The organism is Cupriavidus sp. H39 (genome assembly GCF_050271075.1).
GTDB lineage: Bacteria > Pseudomonadota > Gammaproteobacteria > Burkholderiales > Burkholderiaceae > Cupriavidus > Cupriavidus necator_B.
Window position 1 is genome coordinate 526,355 of sequence record NZ_CP189847.1, and the last position, 17,491, is coordinate 543,845.

Sequence of the window (17,491 nt, forward strand, 5' to 3'; positions counted from 1 at the left end):
CCGGTTTACGGTCATCCCGGCTTCAGGTGTCCGGAAACCGGACAGCCTCAACCAGCGCCAGCGCGACATGCGCGCTAGCGCCACCACGAACGGCTGAGCACCGTGGCCGAGGTTGAGAGGCCATCCATGCTGACTGGCGATTGGTCTTGCCCGATGCGCGAGCGCGCGGGTTCAGGAAATGGATTGCGTTGAGTTTGCGAATGTCTGGCCCTCGAATCCGAATAGGGAAACTGCTCGCAGCGCGGACACACTTAGCGAGGTTGCGAGCGTGAACAGCCTGACAACCCTGAGCCCGGCAGCAACCACATCGCTTGCACGGAACCTCCATACATCGATCTGCTCGCTGCGGCTCTCGCCATATAGGCACCACGTACAGAAGTGCTCACAGTTATTGGAAATCAGGCGATAGCGATCCTCGCCGATGCGGGAGTAGGCGCGTTGGACGGCTTCCGCACCAGCAAACCTGGCGCCGAGGCTTTGCCGGACCCAGACCGGATGCCCATGCGCGAATTCCGCGAGCGTGACCTCGTGCACCGGCCCGCGACGCAGTGACCGCGACAGACCTGCGTAGTGCACGACCTTGTCGGCCCCTGCATAGACGCCATGATGCGTGTACCAAAGTCGATTGGTGACGAGATGGGTTCCGATCGCCAAGTCCATGTCGGCAACCGCTTCGACATTCAGTCGCCTTGACCTCATTGAATTCTTCATGGGCTTCACCCTATTTCGCTGCCATTCGCGTGAAGCCAGTGCATGGCGCGTGCCAGCCACAAGCAATCTGCGTGGCGGCGCCCAGGAACGTCGAGGTTCCTGTCCGTGACGGCAGCGACCGGCAGACCTTCATGCCGCCACGCCTGGCGCAATCCGCGCCGACCTGCCATCAGCGCTCCACTGCCAAATGCCGCGGGAGCTTGCCTGAGGCCAATCGCATCGGTCGGGTCAGAAAGCGTCGGATTCCCGGACACCGCTGCGCAGGGCGTCGTGAATCCGGACACTGACGACAGGCCTGCTGCCGCCAGCGGGGTGGCCAGGCAATGCCGGCAACTCGTTGACTTCAATCGCCTTGCGGGGCTGCTCCCTGCTGCCGGCCAGGCCTGGCACAAGCATTGCCATGAATGAGTCGTGGGAGATCCCACCATGACTACATCAATGACAGGAGGCAGTATGCAATCGCAGTCCACCGTACAGGTGATGGGCATCGATGCTGGTGGCACGATGACCGACACATTCTTTGTGCGCTCCGATGGCCGCTTCGTGGTCGGCAAGGCGCAGAGCAATCCCGGCGACGAATCGCTTGCCATCTTCAATTCTTCCGAAGACGCCCTTGCCCACTGGAACCGGACCGTGGACGATGTCTATCCGGAGCTGGTGACTTGCGTCTACTCCGGTACGGCCATGCTCAACCGCATCCTCATGCGCAAGGGCCTCGCAGTCGGCCTCATCTGCAACCGCGGTTTCGAGCAGATTCATTCGATGGGCCGCGCCCTGCAGAGCTACCTGGGCTATGCCCTGGAGGACCGCATTCACCTGAACACTCACCGCTACGATGAACCTCTGGTGCCCGTTTCGCGTACGCGCGGTGTCACCGAACGTACCGACGTGCAGGGGAAGGTGGTCATCTCTCTGCGTGAAGACGAGGTCCGCCAGGCTACCCGGGAACTGGTGGAGGCCGGCTCGCAAGCCATCGTCATTTGCCTGCTGCAATCCCACAAGAACGAATCCAGCGAGCAACGCGCCCGTGACATCGTGCGCGAGGAGCTGAAAAGGCTGAAAACGGATATCCCGGTCTTCGCCTCGGTGGACTACTACCCATCGCGCAAAGAGAGCCACAGGATGAATACCACTATCCTCGAGGCTTACGGCGCAGAGCCTTCGCGCCAGACCTTGCAGAAGGTGAGCGACCGGTTCAAGAAGCACGGCGCCAAGTTCGACCTGCGAGTGATGGCCACGCACGGCGGCACCATCAGCTGGAAGGCAAAGGAACTCGCTCGCACCATCGTCTCCGGCCCCATCGGCGGCGTCATCGGCTCCAAGCTGCTGGGCGAGTATCTGGGCGACGAGAATATCGCCTGTTCCGATATCGGCGGCACCAGCTTCGACGTGGCCCTGATCACCAAGGGCAATTTCGCCATCAAGTCCGACCCCGACATGGCCCGCCTGGTCCTCTCGCTGCCCCTGGTGGCGATGGACTCGGTCGGCGCCGGCGCCGGCAGCTTCGTGCGCCTCGATCCCTACAGCAAGTCGATCAAGCTTGGCCCCGACAGCGCCGGCTACCGCGTCGGCACCTGCTGGCCGGAAAGCGGCCTCGACACGGTGTCCGTCTCCGACTGCCACGTCGTGCTCGGCTACCTGAACCCGGAGAACTTCCTGGGCGGTGCCATCAAGCTCGACGTGCAGCGCGCGCGCGACCATATCAAGGCGCAGATCGCCGACCCGCTCGGCCTGTCGGTCGAGGATGCTGCCGCCGGCGTCATCGAGCTGCTCGATCTCACCCTCTCCGAGTACCTGCGCGCCAACATCAGTGCCAAGGGCTACAACCCGGCGGAATTCACCTGCTTCTCCTACGGCGGCGCCGGCCCTGTACACACCTACGGCTACACCGGGGGCGTCGGCTTCAAGGACGTCGTCGTGCCGGCCTGGGCCGCCGGCTTCTCGGCCTTCGGCTGCGCCTGCGCCGACTTCGAGTACCGCTACGACAAGTCGGTGGACCTTGGTGTCGCCCAGCACGCCCCCGACACCGACAAGGAAGCCGCCTGCAAGAGCCTGCAGGAAGCCTGGTCTGAGCTGGCGGTCAAGGTCATCGAAGAGTTCGTCCTCAACGGCTACAAGCCCGAGGATGTGCTGCTGATCCCCGGCTACAAGATGCAGTACATGGGCCAGTTGAATGACCTCGAAATCGTCTCGCCGGTGACCAGCGCCGCTACCTCGGCCGACTGGGACCAGATCGTCGAGGCCTTCGAGAACACCTACGGCCGCGTCTACGCCAGCTCTGCGCGTTCGCCGGAACTGGGCTTCTCGATCACCGGCGCCATCCTGCGCGGCACCGTCGTGACCCAGAAGCCGGTGCTGCCGGAAGACCCGGATGCCGGACCGACGCCGCCCAAGGACGCCTATCTTGGCACCCGTCCCTTCTATCGCCACAAGAAGTGGGTGGATGCCGCGCTCTGGAAGATGGAAGCCGTCAAGGCCGGCAACCACATCGTGGGTCCCGCCATCATCGAATCCGACGCCACGACCTTCGTCGTGCCCGACGGCTTCGAAACCACGATCGACAAGCACCGCCTGTTCCATCTCAAGGAAGTGAAGTAAGGAGACCGCCATGAACATGATGAGCAATAAAGAAATCGGCTTCGCCGACCTGCTGCAGAACGGCCAGACCCTCAAGCAGCACCGCGACGGCATCATCGAGCGCACTAAGGCCACCGGTCACTACAACGGTCTCAAGAAGCTGGAATTCCGGGACAGCGACCCAATCGGTTACGAGAAACTGTTCTCCAAGCTGCGGGGCGGCCTGGTGCATGCCCGCGAGACTGCCAAGAAAATCGCCGCCAGCCCGATCGTCGAGCAGGAAGGCGAACTCTGCTTCACCCTTTACAACGCCGCCGGCGACTGCGTCCTGACCTCGACCGGGATCATCATCCACGTCGGCACCATGGGCGCGGCGATCAAGTACATGATCGAGAACAACTGGGAAGCCAACCCCGGCATCAGCCCCGGCGACATGTTCACGACCAATGACTGCGCGATCGGCAACGTCCACCCGTGCGACATCGCCACCATCGTCCCGATCTTCTGGGAAGGCCGGCTGATAGGCTGGGTCGGCGGCGTCACCCACGTCATCGACACCGGCTCGGTGACGCCGGGCTCAATGTCCACCGGCCAGACCCAGCGCTTCGGCGACGGCTACATGATCACCTGCCGCAAGACGGGGGTGAACGACGAGCCGCTGCGCGACTGGCTGCACGAGTCCCAGCGCTCGGTGCGCACGCCGAAGTACTGGATTCTCGACGAAAAGACCCGTATCGCCGGCTGCCACATGATCCGCGACCTGGTCGAGGAAGTGATCCGCGCCGACGGCATCGAAGCCTATGAGAAGTTTGCCTTCGAGGTCATCGAAGAAGGCCGCCGCGGACTGCAAAGCCGTATCAAGGCCATGACCCTGCCGGGCAAATACCGCAAGGTTTCCTTTGTCGACGTGCCTTACAAGCACGACGACGTGCAGGTCTCCAACGCCTTCGCCAAGCTCGACTCCATCATGCACTCGCCGGTGGAGATGACCATCAGGCCGGACGGCAAGTGGCGCCTCGACTTCGAGGGCGCGAGCCGCTGGGGCTGGCACACCTTCAACGCCCATCAGGTGGCATTCACTTCCGGAATCTGGGTGATGATGTGCCAGACCCTGGTGCCCACGCAGCGCATCAACGACGGGGCCTACTTCGCCACCGAGTTCCGCCTGCCAAAGGGTACCTGGTGCAATCCAGATGACCGCCGCACCGGCCATGCCTATGCCTGGCACTTCCTAGTCTCCGGCTGGGCCGCCCTGTGGCGCGGTCTTTCCCAGTCTTATTTCAGCCGCGGCTATCTGGAAGAGGTGAACGCCGGTAACGCCAACACCTCCAACTGGCTGCAAGGCGGCGGCATCAACCAGGATGGCGAGATCCACGCGGTCAACAGCTTCGAGGCCAGTTCCTGCGGCACGGGCGCCTGCGCCGTCAAGGATGGTCTCAACCATGCCGCCGCCATCTGGAACCCGGAAGGCGACATGGGCGACATCGAGATCTGGGAGATGGCCGAGCCGCTGCTCTACCTTGGCCGGAACGTCAAGACCAACTCCGGCGGGTATGGCAAGTACCGTGGCGGTTGCGGCTTCGAAACGCTGCGCATGGTCTGGAACGCCCAGGACTGGACCATGTTCTTCATGGGCAACGGGTTCATGAACAGCGACTGGGGCATGATGGGCGGCTATCCCTCAGCCACTGGCTACCGCTTCGAGGCGCACAAGACAGGGCTGGACAAGCGCATCGCCATCGGCGATTCCTTGCCGCTGGGCGGCGACATCGATCCGGGCAACCCGGACTACGAGCGCCACATCGATGCCACTGCCGTGGTCAAGCGTGACAAGCAGTGCATCACTACCGAGGACTGCTACGCCAACCACGACCTGTACCTGAACTACCTGCGCGGGGGCCCGGGCTTTGGTGACCCGATCGACCGCGATCCGACGGCCGTCGAGGCTGACCTCAATCAGAAATTCTTGCTGCCGGAATATGCGCGGAAAGTCTATGGCGCGGTCTTCACGGAGGACACCAAGGGCGTGTTTACGGTAGATGCAGGAAAAACCCAGGCCCGCCGTGCCGAGATCCGCAAGGAACGCCTGGCCCGGTCCCTGCCCACCCGCGAATGGATGAAGAAAGAGCGCGAACGCATCCTCAACAAGCACGCGTCCGTCCAGGTGCAGCACATGTTTGCCACCAGCTTCGCCCTGTCGGAGAAGTTCACGCGGGAGTTCAAGGCATTCTGGAACCTCCCCGCGGACTGGCAACTGCTGGAGGAAGAATTGGGCGTGCCGTCCTACGGCGCCAAGCACCGTATGGACCTCTCCCTGCTGCCCGACGTCACCACCGTCGTCCAGGTCGAAGAGTAATCACCGAATCAAGGAGCTGAACAATGTCTGCCTACACCAATGAACAGGTTGCCCACCTTGTCGAAGGGTCCCTGGACTGGGAAACCACCTTCCGCATGCTCTCGATGCCCAAGGATGACAGCCGGTTCGAGCAGTACCTGGCTGCCCTGCAGGCCAAGGTGAGCTTTCCAGACCGTATCGTGCTTCCACTCGGCCCGCACATGCATATTGTGCAATCGGCCAGCACCAGAAAGTGGGTGGTCAAGTGCGATTGCGGTCACGAGTTCTGCGACTACCGCGACAACTGGAAACTGCATGCATCGATCTACGTGCGCGACACCGAGGAGGCGATGACGGAGGTCTATCCAAAGCTGATGGCCCCCGACACCCAGTGGCAGGTGTACCGCGAGTACTACTGCCCGGCATGCGGCACCATGCACGATGTCGAGGCGCCCACCCCGTGGTATCCGGTGATCCACGATTTCGAGCCAGACATCGAGGCCTTCTACAAGGAATGGATGCAGCTACCGGTCCCGGAGCGCGCCCCGGACTGATCGTCGCGTGAAGAGCGGGGCAGGCACTGCCTGTTCCTCGCAAGGAAATAACAGCAAGAATCAGGCAAGCGCCACACCAGCGCTTGCCTGGGCAGGAGCGACGATGACTTACGTCCAGCCTGACTCGCTGCGCGAGAGGAGTGCCGCGGGTGCCTGAAACGGGAGAATGCATGAACTACAACCTTGCTCAAATGCTCATCCGCACGGCCCGCGCCCATCCTCATCAGGCAGCACTATTTCTCGGCACCGAGAGGCTATGTAACTTCGAGCAGCTTGCCGACCGTGCCACGCGCTGCGCCGGTGGCTTGCGGGGCTGGCTCGGACTACATGCCGGTGACCGGCAAGAGTGCCACCCGTTCGCAAGCAAAAGTGCCACCTCTGCCCGGGAGCCTTAAAAACCTTGTGGTTCGAACTCCGAGAGCCCGAGTTGCTCCAAGAAGTCAACTACTTCCCTTGACCTGGGTTCCGTTGGTGGCTCATACCTAGCGAGTCTCTCGTCGAGGTCACCGTTGATCACGGCACAACGGACTTGGGCAAGCAGATGGACACCGTTCGGCGACCAGCGCATTTGTTGACGCTTGCACATGCGTTGGTTCAGCACCTGGTTGACCGCAGATTCGGCCGGCGCGGTGGAGATGGGCTTGTTTTGACGATGTCGTGCTCCGTAATTGATCGTCGCCCCACCATTCGCGTCGACATAGGCAACAAGCTCTCGGGCTCGGTAGTCAAGTTGTGAGAGGCTGTCGGCAACGCCCGGCGTTTCAGGCACGATCACCCGACAGAGCGTCAGGATGCCCTGCATCCGATTTTTGGCTTTCTCGAGCTGGGCATGCCAGAAGCACCAGCGAAGTCTGTCAATGCGGGAAATCAACACACGCCGAGCCGCTTTTTCCGTCTCCGTGCTAGCACGCATATCCTTAACGATCTGCTCAAGATATCGCACGCGCATTGAAATATGGAACCAGTCGAGCACAGGCGTGCACGAAAACGGCAGTCGGCCGGCGATGGACTGAAGTCCATTGGCGCCATCGGTGATGACAGACAGCCGCGGACGATCGGTTCCTGATGCCGCTCGCACAAAGGCAGTAAGACGCTCAGCGGTATCCGGCAACTTGTTTCTCACAAACGCGAATACGTGGGAAGCCTGGTCTTTGCCGTCAGTCGCCCCGTGAGAACTTCAAAGCTCGAACATTCTGATTTGCGGCGGCCTCGAACGAAGCCTCCATCTATCGTCAGAGTCCACTCGGTATCCTTGCTCGAAGTTTGGCGCCTCCGAGGCTGAACAGCCTCGACGCGAGCACCCGCCCGTAGCGCCCTATTCCGGACAGTCACATGGTTCAGCGTCTCTCGTACGGGCAGGAACTCGCGCATCATTGAGACAACCTGCCGGTAAGGCATCTGCGCCGACAGCTTGGCTTCAAGGGAGAGCAACTCGCTGGTCGCCCGCTCCGGGACGTACTCCGTCATCGGGCTATACGGGAACTCCATTGGGAGGGGTGTCCCGCATGGACAGCAAATAATCCGAGCACTGCGAAACGGCACGGTACCAAAAACTGTGTCGACCTTGCGGATCAGTGCAAACCCGTCGCAGCATGCAGACTTCTTCAGCCTGCATTGCCACCACTATCCTTTGCAGCTCGTGCAGTACGTCTTTCCCTTCAGCCAGGGACAGGCCGACCTTCGCCGGTTCAAGTTCGCGATAAGGACGGTCAATATCGCAGATTACGAATGTGTCGTTTTCGCCATAATCCGTGGTGACCTCAACGCGAATGCTGATTTTCATCGTGGTCTCCCGCGGATGTGATTTGACGGAATCCTATGTGCCCTGCCCTTCGAACCCCAAGGTTTTTAACGCTCCCCCGCAATTGCCTATTGGCCGCAGTTATCGATGGCGAGCCGGTGGCACAATTGCTTCGTTCTACGACGAACGCTTCCTCGCCGATCCGCAACCGGCCGCGCGCTAGGTGCTCGCCGGCAGCAAGAAGCTCGCGCGCAATCATCCGGACTGGCGACCGTTTGCGGGGCCGCTGTCGCCGGCGAGCGTGCGCCATGGGAATCGGGAGAACTTGAGCGCCCCCCAGGCGGTTCATCTGGATGAGGTCCTGGAGGCGAACCGGCCATTGCTGACAGTCTATCTGTTGCGCGACGAGCTAAAGCGGCTATGGTTCTACCGCCGCCCGGCGTGGGCGCAAAAGGCTTGGGAGCAATGGTGCGAGCAGGCTCGGCAGAGCCGAATACCTGCCCTGGAGTTGTTTGCGAAGCGCCTGCAAGGCTACTGGCATGGCACCTTGGCCCGCTGCCGCCACCCGTTGAACACCAGCGTGGTCGAAGGCATTAACAACACCATCAAGGTCATCAAGCGCCGCGCGTACGGCTATCGCGACGAGGAATACTTCTTCCTCAAAATCCGCGCAGCCTTCCCCGGAGTTCCTCGATGAACCAAAAAAAACCATCGCCTTGCCGCTTAGTCAGCCTCCGGTTTGGCGCGGTCTCCGTTTGGAGCGGCGCCTGTGATGTCGGGGCGTGAAGGCTGTTGGATGTTCCAGGCCGACAGCAGTCCGTCGAATGAGATTTCGGGCTCTGTCAGGCTGGCCTTGGCATGTGCCGCGACGTTGCGGGCCGCAAACTCCCGCCCAGTCAATGCGTAACAAGCCGATTGGCGGTCCGGAGCCTTGTTCCGAATGACTTCGGCGTCTTGCAGACATCGCAAGCCGCGATGCATTTCGTTAGATGTGAGCCCCGGTGTGCTCGTACAGTCGTTGGCGGTCCGATGGCCCGAGCTTCTGCAAGGCATTCAGCAGCAGTTCGGCACATTCCCCCCTCGGGCGTCTTGGGGTCACGGTCAACCTCTTGTTCGTATCGCTTCGAACGAAGCATAGCGCCCTACGCTGCCTTTGGCGCGGCGATGTAAGAGCAGGTGGTCAAGTTTCTCAAGGCGCTCAAAGCGCATCTCAAGTAGCCGTTGCTGATCATTTGGGATGGTGCCAGGCCCATCGCGCCGCGATGGTCCGCGAGTATCTGGATTCCCTCGAGGGACATATTCACATGACCTTCCTGCCGCCGTACTGTCCCGAGCTCAACCCCGTTGAGTACCTGTGGGCGTGTTTCAAGCGTCATCCAATTGCGAACTTCTGCCCGGACAACCTCATGAATTGCAAACGACCGCTCGCAACAAACTCAAGAGCGCCCAGCACCGGCCTTCGATCATCGCCGCGTGCAAGATCAATAAGCAGAGCCTCTAGCCACCCAGAAAGAACTGGTTACGGGGATCAAGGATGCGTCCACTGGTGTCGAATTGAGGTTCACGGCTCATGCCTTCTGAATACGGATCAAACTTTCTCACGCCTTGCGACGGATCAGAAGGCGGACTAACAGTCGCTGATCTACTTGAAGGATTCAAATTGCTCGCGGAGGAATCTTTCCTGCCCTCGGTGTACGGATCGAATTTTCCGGACTGCGAACCAGAATACGCAGGGCTTGATCCTGCTGTACTGGGACTTTGCGGGGATTGTGCTTGCGCACTGATAAGCACAAAGAAGAGCGCGCTTCCCGCTAACGCTAGCAATCGATCTTGACGCATAATGTTGCTCCTTCTGCATTAGCGCAGTCCATTTAGATTACTCGATCATCCAGAGAAATCACGTCCTTCTGCGTCCGCAGCAAGATGGCGCAGATCGTGATGCTGAGGCGGCTGGACCAGGAAAGTACGGTTGGGAGCACCAAGTGCGAGTGTAGAGTCTAGCTCCCCACAAGGTTCATCTCCGGCACGCGCTCCGGCACCACCAGCGTAGCCTCAGTCGCTGCCAGCACCGCATCTACCGAGACGCCCGGCGCAGTCTCCATTAACGTTGCGGTGCCGGTCCGAAATGCAATGACCGCCAGTTCCGTGACCACGAGATCGACCGGCCGCAGTGCCGTCAGCGGCAGACTGCAACGCCGCACCAGCTTGGATTTGCCCCGGGCGCTGTGTTGCATGGCCACGACCACGCGTCGGGCACCGGCCACCAGGTCCATGGCCCCACCCATTCCCGGCACAAGCTTGCCCGGGATCGTCCAATTGGCAAGGTGCCCGGCCTCGTCCACCTCCAGCGCGCCGAGCACGGTCATGTCGAGATGATGGCCGCGGATCAGCCCGAAGGACATCGCGCTATCAAAGGTGCACGCTCCCGGCAGCGCACTGACTGGCTTGCCGGCGGCGTCGGTCAGGTGGGGTTCGATCATGCCCTCCTCGGGGATGGGGCCAGTGCCGATCAATCCGTTTTCGGATTGAAAGAAAATCTGCATATCCTGCGGCACGTAGTTGGCAACCAGGGTCGGAATGCCGACGCCCAGGTTGACCAGCATGCCGGCCTTAAGTTCTTGCGCTACGCGCCTCGCGATGATGGTTTGTGCGTCCATGTCTGAGTTATCTCCGGTTGCCATCAAACATGAGCGATCACGTAGTCCACCAGCACGGACGGTGTGATCACGTGGTCCGGCGCGATCATGCCGACGGGCACGATGTGCGCCGCATCGACGATCACAGTATCCGCAGCCATGGCAATGACAGGGTTGAAGTTGCGTGCCGTCAGGGCATACACGAGATTGCCCTGATAGTCGGACAGAAAGGCCTCCACCAGCGCAAAGTCGGCGCGCAAAGGCGTCTCCAGCAGATATTCGACACCGTCCACTTCCAGCTTGCGCTTGCCCTCTTCGACCAGCGTACCGACCCCGGTTGGCGTGAGAATGCCGCCGAGGCCGCATCCGGCGGCACGAATGCGCTCGATCAGTGTCCCTTGGGGAACCAGATCGACTTCGATCTCTCCCGCGATCATCTTGCGCTGGGTTTCGGGGTTGAGGCCGATGTGGCTGACGATTGCCTTGCGCAGGACGCCTGCGGCAACCAACTTGCCAATTCCCCGGCCCGGTATTGCCGTGTCGTTGGCGATCACCGTCAGATCCCGCCTGCCCTGCCGCACCAGCTCGTCCATCAGCCGCTCCGGTGTACCGACGCCCATGAAGCCACCCACCATCACCGTGGCGCCATCGGGAATCAACCCAACCGCGTGCTCGCTCGAGACGGTCTTCATCTTGCCTCCTTGCCGATGATGGCCCGTGTATGGTTGGCGATCATCAGTTCATGTCGCCGGCGCTCATGCCGAGTTCGCTGATCAGGTACAGGATCACGCCCGGATCGTGACCGCCGCAGTGCGCGCCCATCGGCAAGCTATCCACTTCCCTCTCCTCCAGCTATTTGGCGGATGCCGGCTGCACGGACACCGCGAGGGCCTCGGTATAGACCGCTTCGACCCGGTCGCCCTTCTTGATGCCCTTGAGACGTTCCGGGTTCTCTACCAGGAGATTCACGGTACGTCCCTTCGGGCCCTTCAGGGTCACCGTTCTGGCGCTGGTGTCGACCGAAACGACGTCGGCGGTGACGGTAACCTCCCGGCCGACCGTGCCGCCCGGCTTTGCACCCGGCGCGGCGCGGTCTGATATCTCGCGCTCGTGCATCGCCAGCGGCCCGCTGCCCTTCTTGAGGCTCATGGTCAGGGCCTCCTTGTACTCGATCGTGACGGTGTCGCCGACCTTGAGCTGATCGAAGTTCCGCGCCTCCGGGCCTACCACGAGGTCAGTGACCTTGCCGTCGGCAGCCTTGAGGGAAACCGTGCGCGTCGGCGCGTCGATCTTGACGATCTTGGCGGTGAGCTTCGCTGTCCCGGTAGCGGTCGCCTGTTCCGCTGACTGAGTGACGTCCACACGGGTTTCGGGTTGTGCCCACGCAGCGCCGGTCGCCACCAGGATTGTCGCGGTGGCCAGTAGTGTCTTGGCTTTCATATGCCTCTCCCTCAATCTGATTTGCGGCGTGCTCCGTGCCGTGCACAAACTCTAGTCGCATCTGCCGTGCCGCCAGACTTGAAATCTTTCCCACAGAGACTTTAGAAAAACTTCCACCGTCGATGCGTGCACTTATACACATGAGTCAAACAAAAAGCGGCAATTGCGGGCCACTCACATCGCGGCAATGACCGTGGTGGCGCACTATGCGCATTGCGTGAATTCTCAATGCGACATCCCGTTGGTTCAGCCTTTTGTGCGTCACTGCTTTACCGGCTGCGAACTAGCACTGCTCCAGACGCCGCAATAGTCTGTGTGGCGCTGTCCTGCCTGCGATGGAAGTGATGCCAACGTAGCCCCGGCTCCCCTTGGCAGTGAGCCGGATCTACCCCGGCGGTGGGTAAACTACGCCAGCGCCACTCGGTGACCTGCGGTAGGCAGGGGATCCGCTTGCTGAAAAAGGAAGAAGAGAATATGGACGTCTCCTACGGCCGTCGGCTACCGATTGCTATGTGGCTAACCCGTAGGCCGTCCCAACCGGTTCTGCCGATGGATCCGCCGACTGAGGCGGTAGCTCTGACGAATGATGTCCGTACGCGAAATCGCCCTTGTGGCCAGCCATTTCTGCCATGATGGAATTTGGGTGATGGTTGCCCGCTTTATCGCAGGGGTTGCTCGGGTCTGCCACTATACGCGCATGCGAAGGCTGCCTGGCGCGAGACCTGGGCGCCGCCCTCAACCACGTAAGGAGACGCGTGAAAATGGTCGAATCGAGAAACGGACGTGGGAGCCAAACCGGCAGAGTGCTAGCGGTAATCGGGCTCGTGGCGCTATCGGGCGCTGCCCCCGCGACCGAGCAGTCGCAACAGCGCCAGCAAGGTAGAAACATAAACCAGGCGGCCAAACAGGAGGCCCGCTCCGGCAAGGTTGACTGCCGGGCCGAAAACCAGAAGAGCAACGCCGAGTGCCGGCAGGACAAGCGCAACACGAAGCAGGAGGGCCGCCAGGAAAAACGGGACACCAAGTACTGATGGAGCGCCGCTCCCGCCAGCAGCGGAGCTCGCATTGGGGAATCGGTTCATACACAGTGGCCCTGCAGACACCGGAATAGAAACTAATATGAAGAAACGCACACGCCCGGTCACGGCAACCCTGAGGAGACCGCAATGGCGAGAAGACTGAGCAGGCTCGCAGTAACGGCCGCGGCACTAATGACGTTGACATTGGCGACTGGCGTCCGCGCCGATGAAGTCCCGCTGATCACCGGCAAGCAATGGACAGATTCCTCCGAACAGACAAAAAAGGCCTATCTCGTAGGCATTGCCAACCTGGTCCAGGTTGATATCGCCTATCACGAGGGCAAGCCGCCGCCTGACTCGCAAAGCATCGTTCCGCGCTTTGCAAGGGGGCTCACGGGCCATTCGCTCGACTCAGTGCGCCAGGGCTTGGATCGCTGGTACGCGACACATCCTGACCAGTTGCAGCGGCCAGTCATTGAAACAATCTGGTTCGAAATGGTTGTTCCCGGTCTGCAGACCAAGAAGTAAGTTGACGCCATGAAACGACTCCAACTGATTGGTGCAGCGCTGGTCGTCGCCGGCGCTGCCGGATGCACGAATATGACACCGCAGCAGCAAGGCACCGTGTCCGGTGCTGGCATCGGTGCCGCAGCGGGTGCGGGCATCGCAGCCATCGCAGGTGGTAGCGGCTGGACTGGCGCGGCGATCGGCGCCGTGGCTGGCGGCGTAGCGGGCAACATCAAGGGCAGCAAGCAGCAGCAGCGGTAAGCCGCCCTCGCGCCCTTGCCGGCGCCTATGGCGTTCAAGCCCGATCCGTTATTCTGGATTGTTGTAATCCCTTAGATTATTGGATCACCCCGATCCCAGTGCTCAGAGGATTTCTTGGATTCCTTGCACCGTCAACGGACAGATTGAGCTCAACGGTGATCGAATCGATTTCTCTCTAAACGTACACAGATGGTCGGCCACTTGCTGCCAGTGCTGTGGGAATGTCGACCGGCTTGCCGGGCGGAATCGGCGGGTGTTGCATCCGACCACCAGCTATGATGCAAATAGCAAGGACGAGGTCAAACGCATCACATTTTCTCCCCGCGCTGGATGTACGTCCAATAATTTGTACCGATGTTGCGCTTCGATCTGTGTGGCATCTAATGGACGTAGACGAGCCTAACCCGGCCGAAGGGCTCCCCAGGTGTCGAGGAGCTTATGCAGTCCGCATCATCTCTGCGGACCCGAGACGCTCTGTTGGTCAAAGGGGCGCCTCGAAAAACTTCTGTCCGATTTCAAACCGGCAGCGTCGATTCCCGGCAACGATGCAACGCCGGAGGGCTGACGTCAGCAGCCACGGGGAAGAGTTGCCTCAGGATCCCCAAGCCGATGTAGTTCCCCGTCGAAAACGCTGAACCGGTCGGAGAAGACGTCCGGCCGGCACCGAAATCAAAGCTTACCCTCTGGGTACGGACTCCGAAGCAGGCCGCAGCAACTCCGTGAGCACGATCTTGTTGCACGCATTCCGGGACGCACCGGTCGTGTTCTGTTCCCCAAAGCCAAGCACGGCCAGCCCCTCTTCCCGGATTCGGTCCTCCAACCCGGTGAAGTCGCTGTCGCTTGTCACCAGACAGAAGCGATCGAAGCACCGAGCTGTCCGAACTGATCGCCGCGCTCGAAGTTGTTCAGGCGCATAGGGAAAGTTTGAAGGCAGTGGCAGCCGGTTCTTGGCGGCGACTGTCTTAATTAGCCGACACTACTGCGTGTTTCACGCGATTTCCGGTCATCGGTTGCTGGCAGGAAACGGGCTTCGCTCCTAAGCTCGAACAGGCTGCCCGGCAGCATGCTGCAAGGTCAAGTACGCAAAGAATGAAGTTGTGGCTGGCACCTAAGAAAAAAGAGAGGAGAAGAGCATGCCACTAAAAAGGATGGCCCTGGCGACTCTGCTGGGATGGCCGATGGCAACCCTTGCGCAGTCAAGCGTCACGCTGTACGGCGTGATCGACGCCAACGTGGAATACGTCAACCACGCGGGCGTCGTGCCGACGGCCGCCAACGGATTCAACCCGGGACCGGGCAACGATGCCTACCGACTGACTTCCGGAGGACTTTCCGGCTCGCGCTGGGGCCTGCGCGGCAACGAGGACCTGGGCAGCGGCATCAAGGGTATCTTCGTGCTGGAAAGCGGCTTCGGCCTCGATACCGGCCTGTCGCAGCAAAGCGGCCGCCTGTTCGGCCGCCAGGCTTTCGTGGGCGTCCAGAGCGACCGCTTCGGGCAGGTCAGCCTCGGTCGGCAGTACACCTCGATGTTCGAGGCCCTGGCCAACTTCTCTCCAACCGCCTATGCCACGCAGTATGAGCCGGTCGTCATGCAGTCCGGCCCCAACTACCGCGAGGACAACACCATCAAGTACACCGGGAAGTTCGGGGGGCTGACGGCCCTCGCGCACTGGTCCTTCGGCGCCGGGGTGGCCCTGCCCGCCTCGGTAGGGTTCCCCATCCCGATCGGCGGCAATGGCGAAGTCCCGGGGCAGTTCCGACGCGACACCGCCTATGGCGGGGCACTGGCTTACACGTTCGGCCCGTTCGCCGCGACGGCCGGCTATGACCAGTGGAATCCCACCATCGGCACCGGCACCGGCACCATCAAGAAGGCCGTGGTAGGCGCCAGCTATGCGTTCGGCCCCGCCAAGATCATGGGAGGCTACCGCTGGGGCCAGAACAAGAACGCGGCCGATGTCCTGATCCAGCGCGATGACTTCTACTGGATCGGGGCCAACTACCAGGTCACGCCGGCGCTCGCGCTCACGCTCGAGTACAACTACGACGACCTCAAGAACCTTTACGGCAACACGAGTGTGGCCAACCCGTGGCAGATCTCCTTCGTGGCCGACTACTCACTGTCCAAACGCACCGATATCTACCTGACCACGGCCTATGCCAAGAACGCCGGGTTGATGCTCGAGTCGCTGGCGACCTTCTTTGCCAACAGCCTGTCGCTAGGTAACAGCTATGTCCTCGGCAACGGGCAGAGCAACATGTTCGGCGTCGCCTTAGGTGTCCGGCACAGGTTCTGAATGCGCGGGGAGACCGGCAAGGCGTCATCGAATGGAGGGGACTTCACCGTCCCGAGGTCGCGGCGCAAGCCGCCAGCTGGTTCGGAAGTGCCATGATGGCGTGTCGAAGCCGCATCACAACCGACGAAGGGGAATCCCCTTCCATCCGACTAGCACAAAGCCTTGATACTTTCAACTCCGATCTTTCGTTGCACAGATCAAGGCCGTCAGCGACCAAAAACGGGCAGCACTGGGAGCCGGCAAGCCCCAAAACTAGCGCACGAAAAGGTTATCGTCGCAACTCTGCGTTGTCATTCTCTCGCCGGCACATGCATTGCGCAATGGATGATTGGGGGAACATAGCCATGGAAACAGCTCAAGCCGCAGGTCGGCTCAGCGCAGGCGAAGGCAGGTGTCAACGCTTTACGACCGGCGCGGCCGGGTATCTAATCGCCGTTTTCCTCGCGGCGGCGGCTGGATCGGCGCAGGCTGCACCACCCGATCTGCCTGGTCCGACCGATAGCGATAGCTGGCAATTTGCCATTGCGCCATACCTTTGGCTGCCCAACGTCAGTGGAGACTTTCGCTTTTCCGGATCGTCATCGACCGGCGGCGGCAATCTCGACATCGGCACGGGGCCGGACAGCTATCTCCAAAACCTACAGTTCCTGTTGATGCTGCAGGCTGAGGCCAGAAAGGGCAACTGGTCGATCTTCGGGGATGCGATCTACCTCGACTTTAATCGCCAGGACACCACGCTCAAATCGGTGACGGCGGGCAATGGCGCCCGCATCATCGTGCCCCGCGACGTCGCGACCGATGTGGGCAGCAGCATGACCGGGGGGATGCTCCAGCTTGCCGCAGGCTACAGGGCGTTACGCGCGCCATGGGGCAATATTGAGCCGTTCGGAGGCCTGCGCTATCTGAACCTGAGTGCGAGCGCGCATTGGACGCTATCCGCAACGTTCACGCAGCAAGGCGCGACGCTGGCGCAGCAAGGCAGTGTCTCGCAAACGGAAAACCTCGTGGACGCGATCTTCGGTGTGCGCGGTCGCTTCAACCTGAGCGGCAATGGCAAGTGGTATGTGCCGTATTACGTCGACGTCGGTATCGGGTCCTCCAGCTACACGTTACAAGCGTCCGCCGGGGCGGCGTATGCGGCAAAGTGGGGCGATATCCAGTTATCCTACCGCTACCTGACCTACGAAGTGAAGGGAGGCGAGCTAATACAACGGCTCACCTTTAAGGGTCCCATGCTCGGAGTGGTGTTTCGGTTTTGATCCGTTCATCGTCACGCCCAGGCTGCGAATGACATAGGCCGCCCGCTTCGCCTCGGCGACATCGGCGACATCGACATCCTGATCAAAAATGCCGGGGTAACCGGCAACCGGACCCTGCGCAAGATGGACAAAGCCGCACGTTCCTTATCAGGCT

Annotated in this window: 13 protein-coding genes and 4 pseudogenes; 11 read left to right on the plus strand and 6 right to left on the minus strand. The window is 61.1% G+C overall.

The annotated features are described in order from the left end of the window. Window positions 1–171 precede the first annotated feature (171 nt). Window positions 172–711: a lecithin retinol acyltransferase family protein gene (locus tag ACOCMH_RS14890; RefSeq protein WP_427309105.1), complete on the minus strand. Its 540-nt coding sequence runs from the start codon at window positions 709–711 to the stop codon at window positions 172–174. Window positions 712–1,164: 453 nt separating this feature from the next. Here ACOCMH_RS14890 and ACOCMH_RS14895 point away from each other — a divergent pair, with 453 nt between their 5' ends. The 4 genes from ACOCMH_RS14895 (at window position 1,165) to ACOCMH_RS14910 (ending at window position 6,572) form a co-directional block, all read left to right on the plus strand. Next, window positions 1,165–3,309, plus strand: a complete 2,145-nt coding sequence (locus ACOCMH_RS14895) for a hydantoinase/oxoprolinase family protein (protein ID WP_427309107.1) — start codon at window positions 1,165–1,167, stop codon at window positions 3,307–3,309. 10 nt (window positions 3,310–3,319) lie between these two features. After that, on the plus strand, window positions 3,320–5,644 hold the full coding sequence (locus ACOCMH_RS14900; RefSeq protein WP_427309109.1) for a hydantoinase B/oxoprolinase family protein: 2,325 nt from the start codon (window positions 3,320–3,322) through the stop codon (window positions 5,642–5,644). 23 nt (window positions 5,645–5,667) lie between these two features. Beyond that, a complete protein-coding gene (locus tag ACOCMH_RS14905; RefSeq protein ID WP_427309111.1) occupies window positions 5,668–6,177 on the plus strand; it encodes an acetone carboxylase subunit gamma in 510 nt (169 codons plus the stop codon). Window positions 6,178–6,347: 170 nt separating this feature from the next. Continuing rightward, on the plus strand, window positions 6,348–6,572 hold the full coding sequence (locus tag ACOCMH_RS14910; protein WP_427309243.1) for a hypothetical protein: 225 nt from the start codon (window positions 6,348–6,350) through the stop codon (window positions 6,570–6,572). On the opposite strand, the pseudogene ACOCMH_RS14915 reads toward ACOCMH_RS14910, so the two are convergent. After that, window positions 6,562–7,960 (minus strand): annotated as a pseudogene (locus ACOCMH_RS14915) (ISKra4 family transposase); the annotation flags it as partial. The gene ACOCMH_RS14910 and the pseudogene ACOCMH_RS14915 overlap by 11 nt on opposite strands. Window positions 7,961–8,231: 271 nt before the next feature. Between ACOCMH_RS14915 and ACOCMH_RS14920 the strand changes: the two are divergent. Both ACOCMH_RS14920 and ACOCMH_RS14925 read left to right on the plus strand, forming a co-directional pair. Further along, window positions 8,232–8,615 (plus strand): annotated as a pseudogene (locus ACOCMH_RS14920) (ISL3 family transposase); the annotation flags it as partial. 473 nt (window positions 8,616–9,088) lie between these two features. Continuing rightward, window positions 9,089–9,419: pseudogene (locus tag ACOCMH_RS14925) on the plus strand (transposase); the annotation flags it as partial. A 496-nt stretch (window positions 9,420–9,915) separates the two neighbouring features. Here ACOCMH_RS14925 and ACOCMH_RS14930 read toward each other — a convergent pair. The 3 genes from ACOCMH_RS14930 to ACOCMH_RS14940 form a co-directional block, all read right to left on the minus strand. After that, a complete protein-coding gene (locus ACOCMH_RS14930; RefSeq protein ID WP_427309113.1) occupies window positions 9,916–10,575 on the minus strand; it encodes a 3-oxoacid CoA-transferase subunit B in 660 nt (219 codons plus the stop codon). Window positions 10,576–10,598: 23 nt separating this feature from the next. Beyond that, window positions 10,599–11,246 (minus strand): 3-oxoacid CoA-transferase subunit A, encoded by a 648-nt coding sequence (locus ACOCMH_RS14935; RefSeq protein ID WP_427309115.1) that lies wholly within the window; start codon window positions 11,244–11,246, stop codon window positions 10,599–10,601. Window positions 11,247–11,406: 160 nt separating this feature from the next. Then, window positions 11,407–11,994: a hypothetical protein gene (locus tag ACOCMH_RS14940; RefSeq protein WP_427309117.1), complete on the minus strand. Its 588-nt coding sequence runs from the start codon at window positions 11,992–11,994 to the stop codon at window positions 11,407–11,409. Window positions 11,995–12,755: 761 nt separating this feature from the next. On the opposite strand from ACOCMH_RS14940, the gene ACOCMH_RS14945 reads away from it, so the two are divergent. The 3 genes from ACOCMH_RS14945 (at window position 12,756) to ACOCMH_RS14955 (ending at window position 13,781) form a co-directional block, all read left to right on the plus strand. Further along, window positions 12,756–13,025 (plus strand): hypothetical protein, encoded by a 270-nt coding sequence (locus ACOCMH_RS14945; RefSeq protein ID WP_427309234.1) that lies wholly within the window; start codon window positions 12,756–12,758, stop codon window positions 13,023–13,025. A 135-nt stretch (window positions 13,026–13,160) separates the two neighbouring features. Continuing rightward, a complete protein-coding gene (locus tag ACOCMH_RS14950) occupies window positions 13,161–13,541 on the plus strand; it encodes a hypothetical protein (protein ID WP_427309119.1) in 381 nt (126 codons plus the stop codon). A 9-nt stretch (window positions 13,542–13,550) separates the two neighbouring features. Further along, window positions 13,551–13,781 (plus strand): YMGG-like glycine zipper-containing protein, encoded by a 231-nt coding sequence (locus ACOCMH_RS14955; protein ID WP_427309121.1) that lies wholly within the window; start codon window positions 13,551–13,553, stop codon window positions 13,779–13,781. A 691-nt stretch (window positions 13,782–14,472) separates the two neighbouring features. On the opposite strand, the pseudogene ACOCMH_RS14960 reads toward ACOCMH_RS14955, so the two are convergent. Then, window positions 14,473–14,652: pseudogene (locus ACOCMH_RS14960) on the minus strand (NYN domain-containing protein); the annotation flags it as partial. A 262-nt stretch (window positions 14,653–14,914) separates the two neighbouring features. Here ACOCMH_RS14960 and ACOCMH_RS14965 point away from each other — a divergent pair. Beyond that, window positions 14,915–16,078: a porin gene (locus tag ACOCMH_RS14965; RefSeq protein WP_427309123.1), complete on the plus strand. Its 1,164-nt coding sequence runs from the start codon at window positions 14,915–14,917 to the stop codon at window positions 16,076–16,078. A gap of 344 nt (window positions 16,079–16,422) precedes the next feature. Continuing rightward, window positions 16,423–17,337 carry a hypothetical protein gene (locus ACOCMH_RS14970; RefSeq protein WP_427309125.1) on the plus strand — a complete coding sequence of 305 codons (915 nt, stop codon included), beginning with the start codon at window positions 16,423–16,425 and terminating at the stop codon, window positions 17,335–17,337. Window positions 17,338–17,491: the final 154 nt, after the last annotated feature.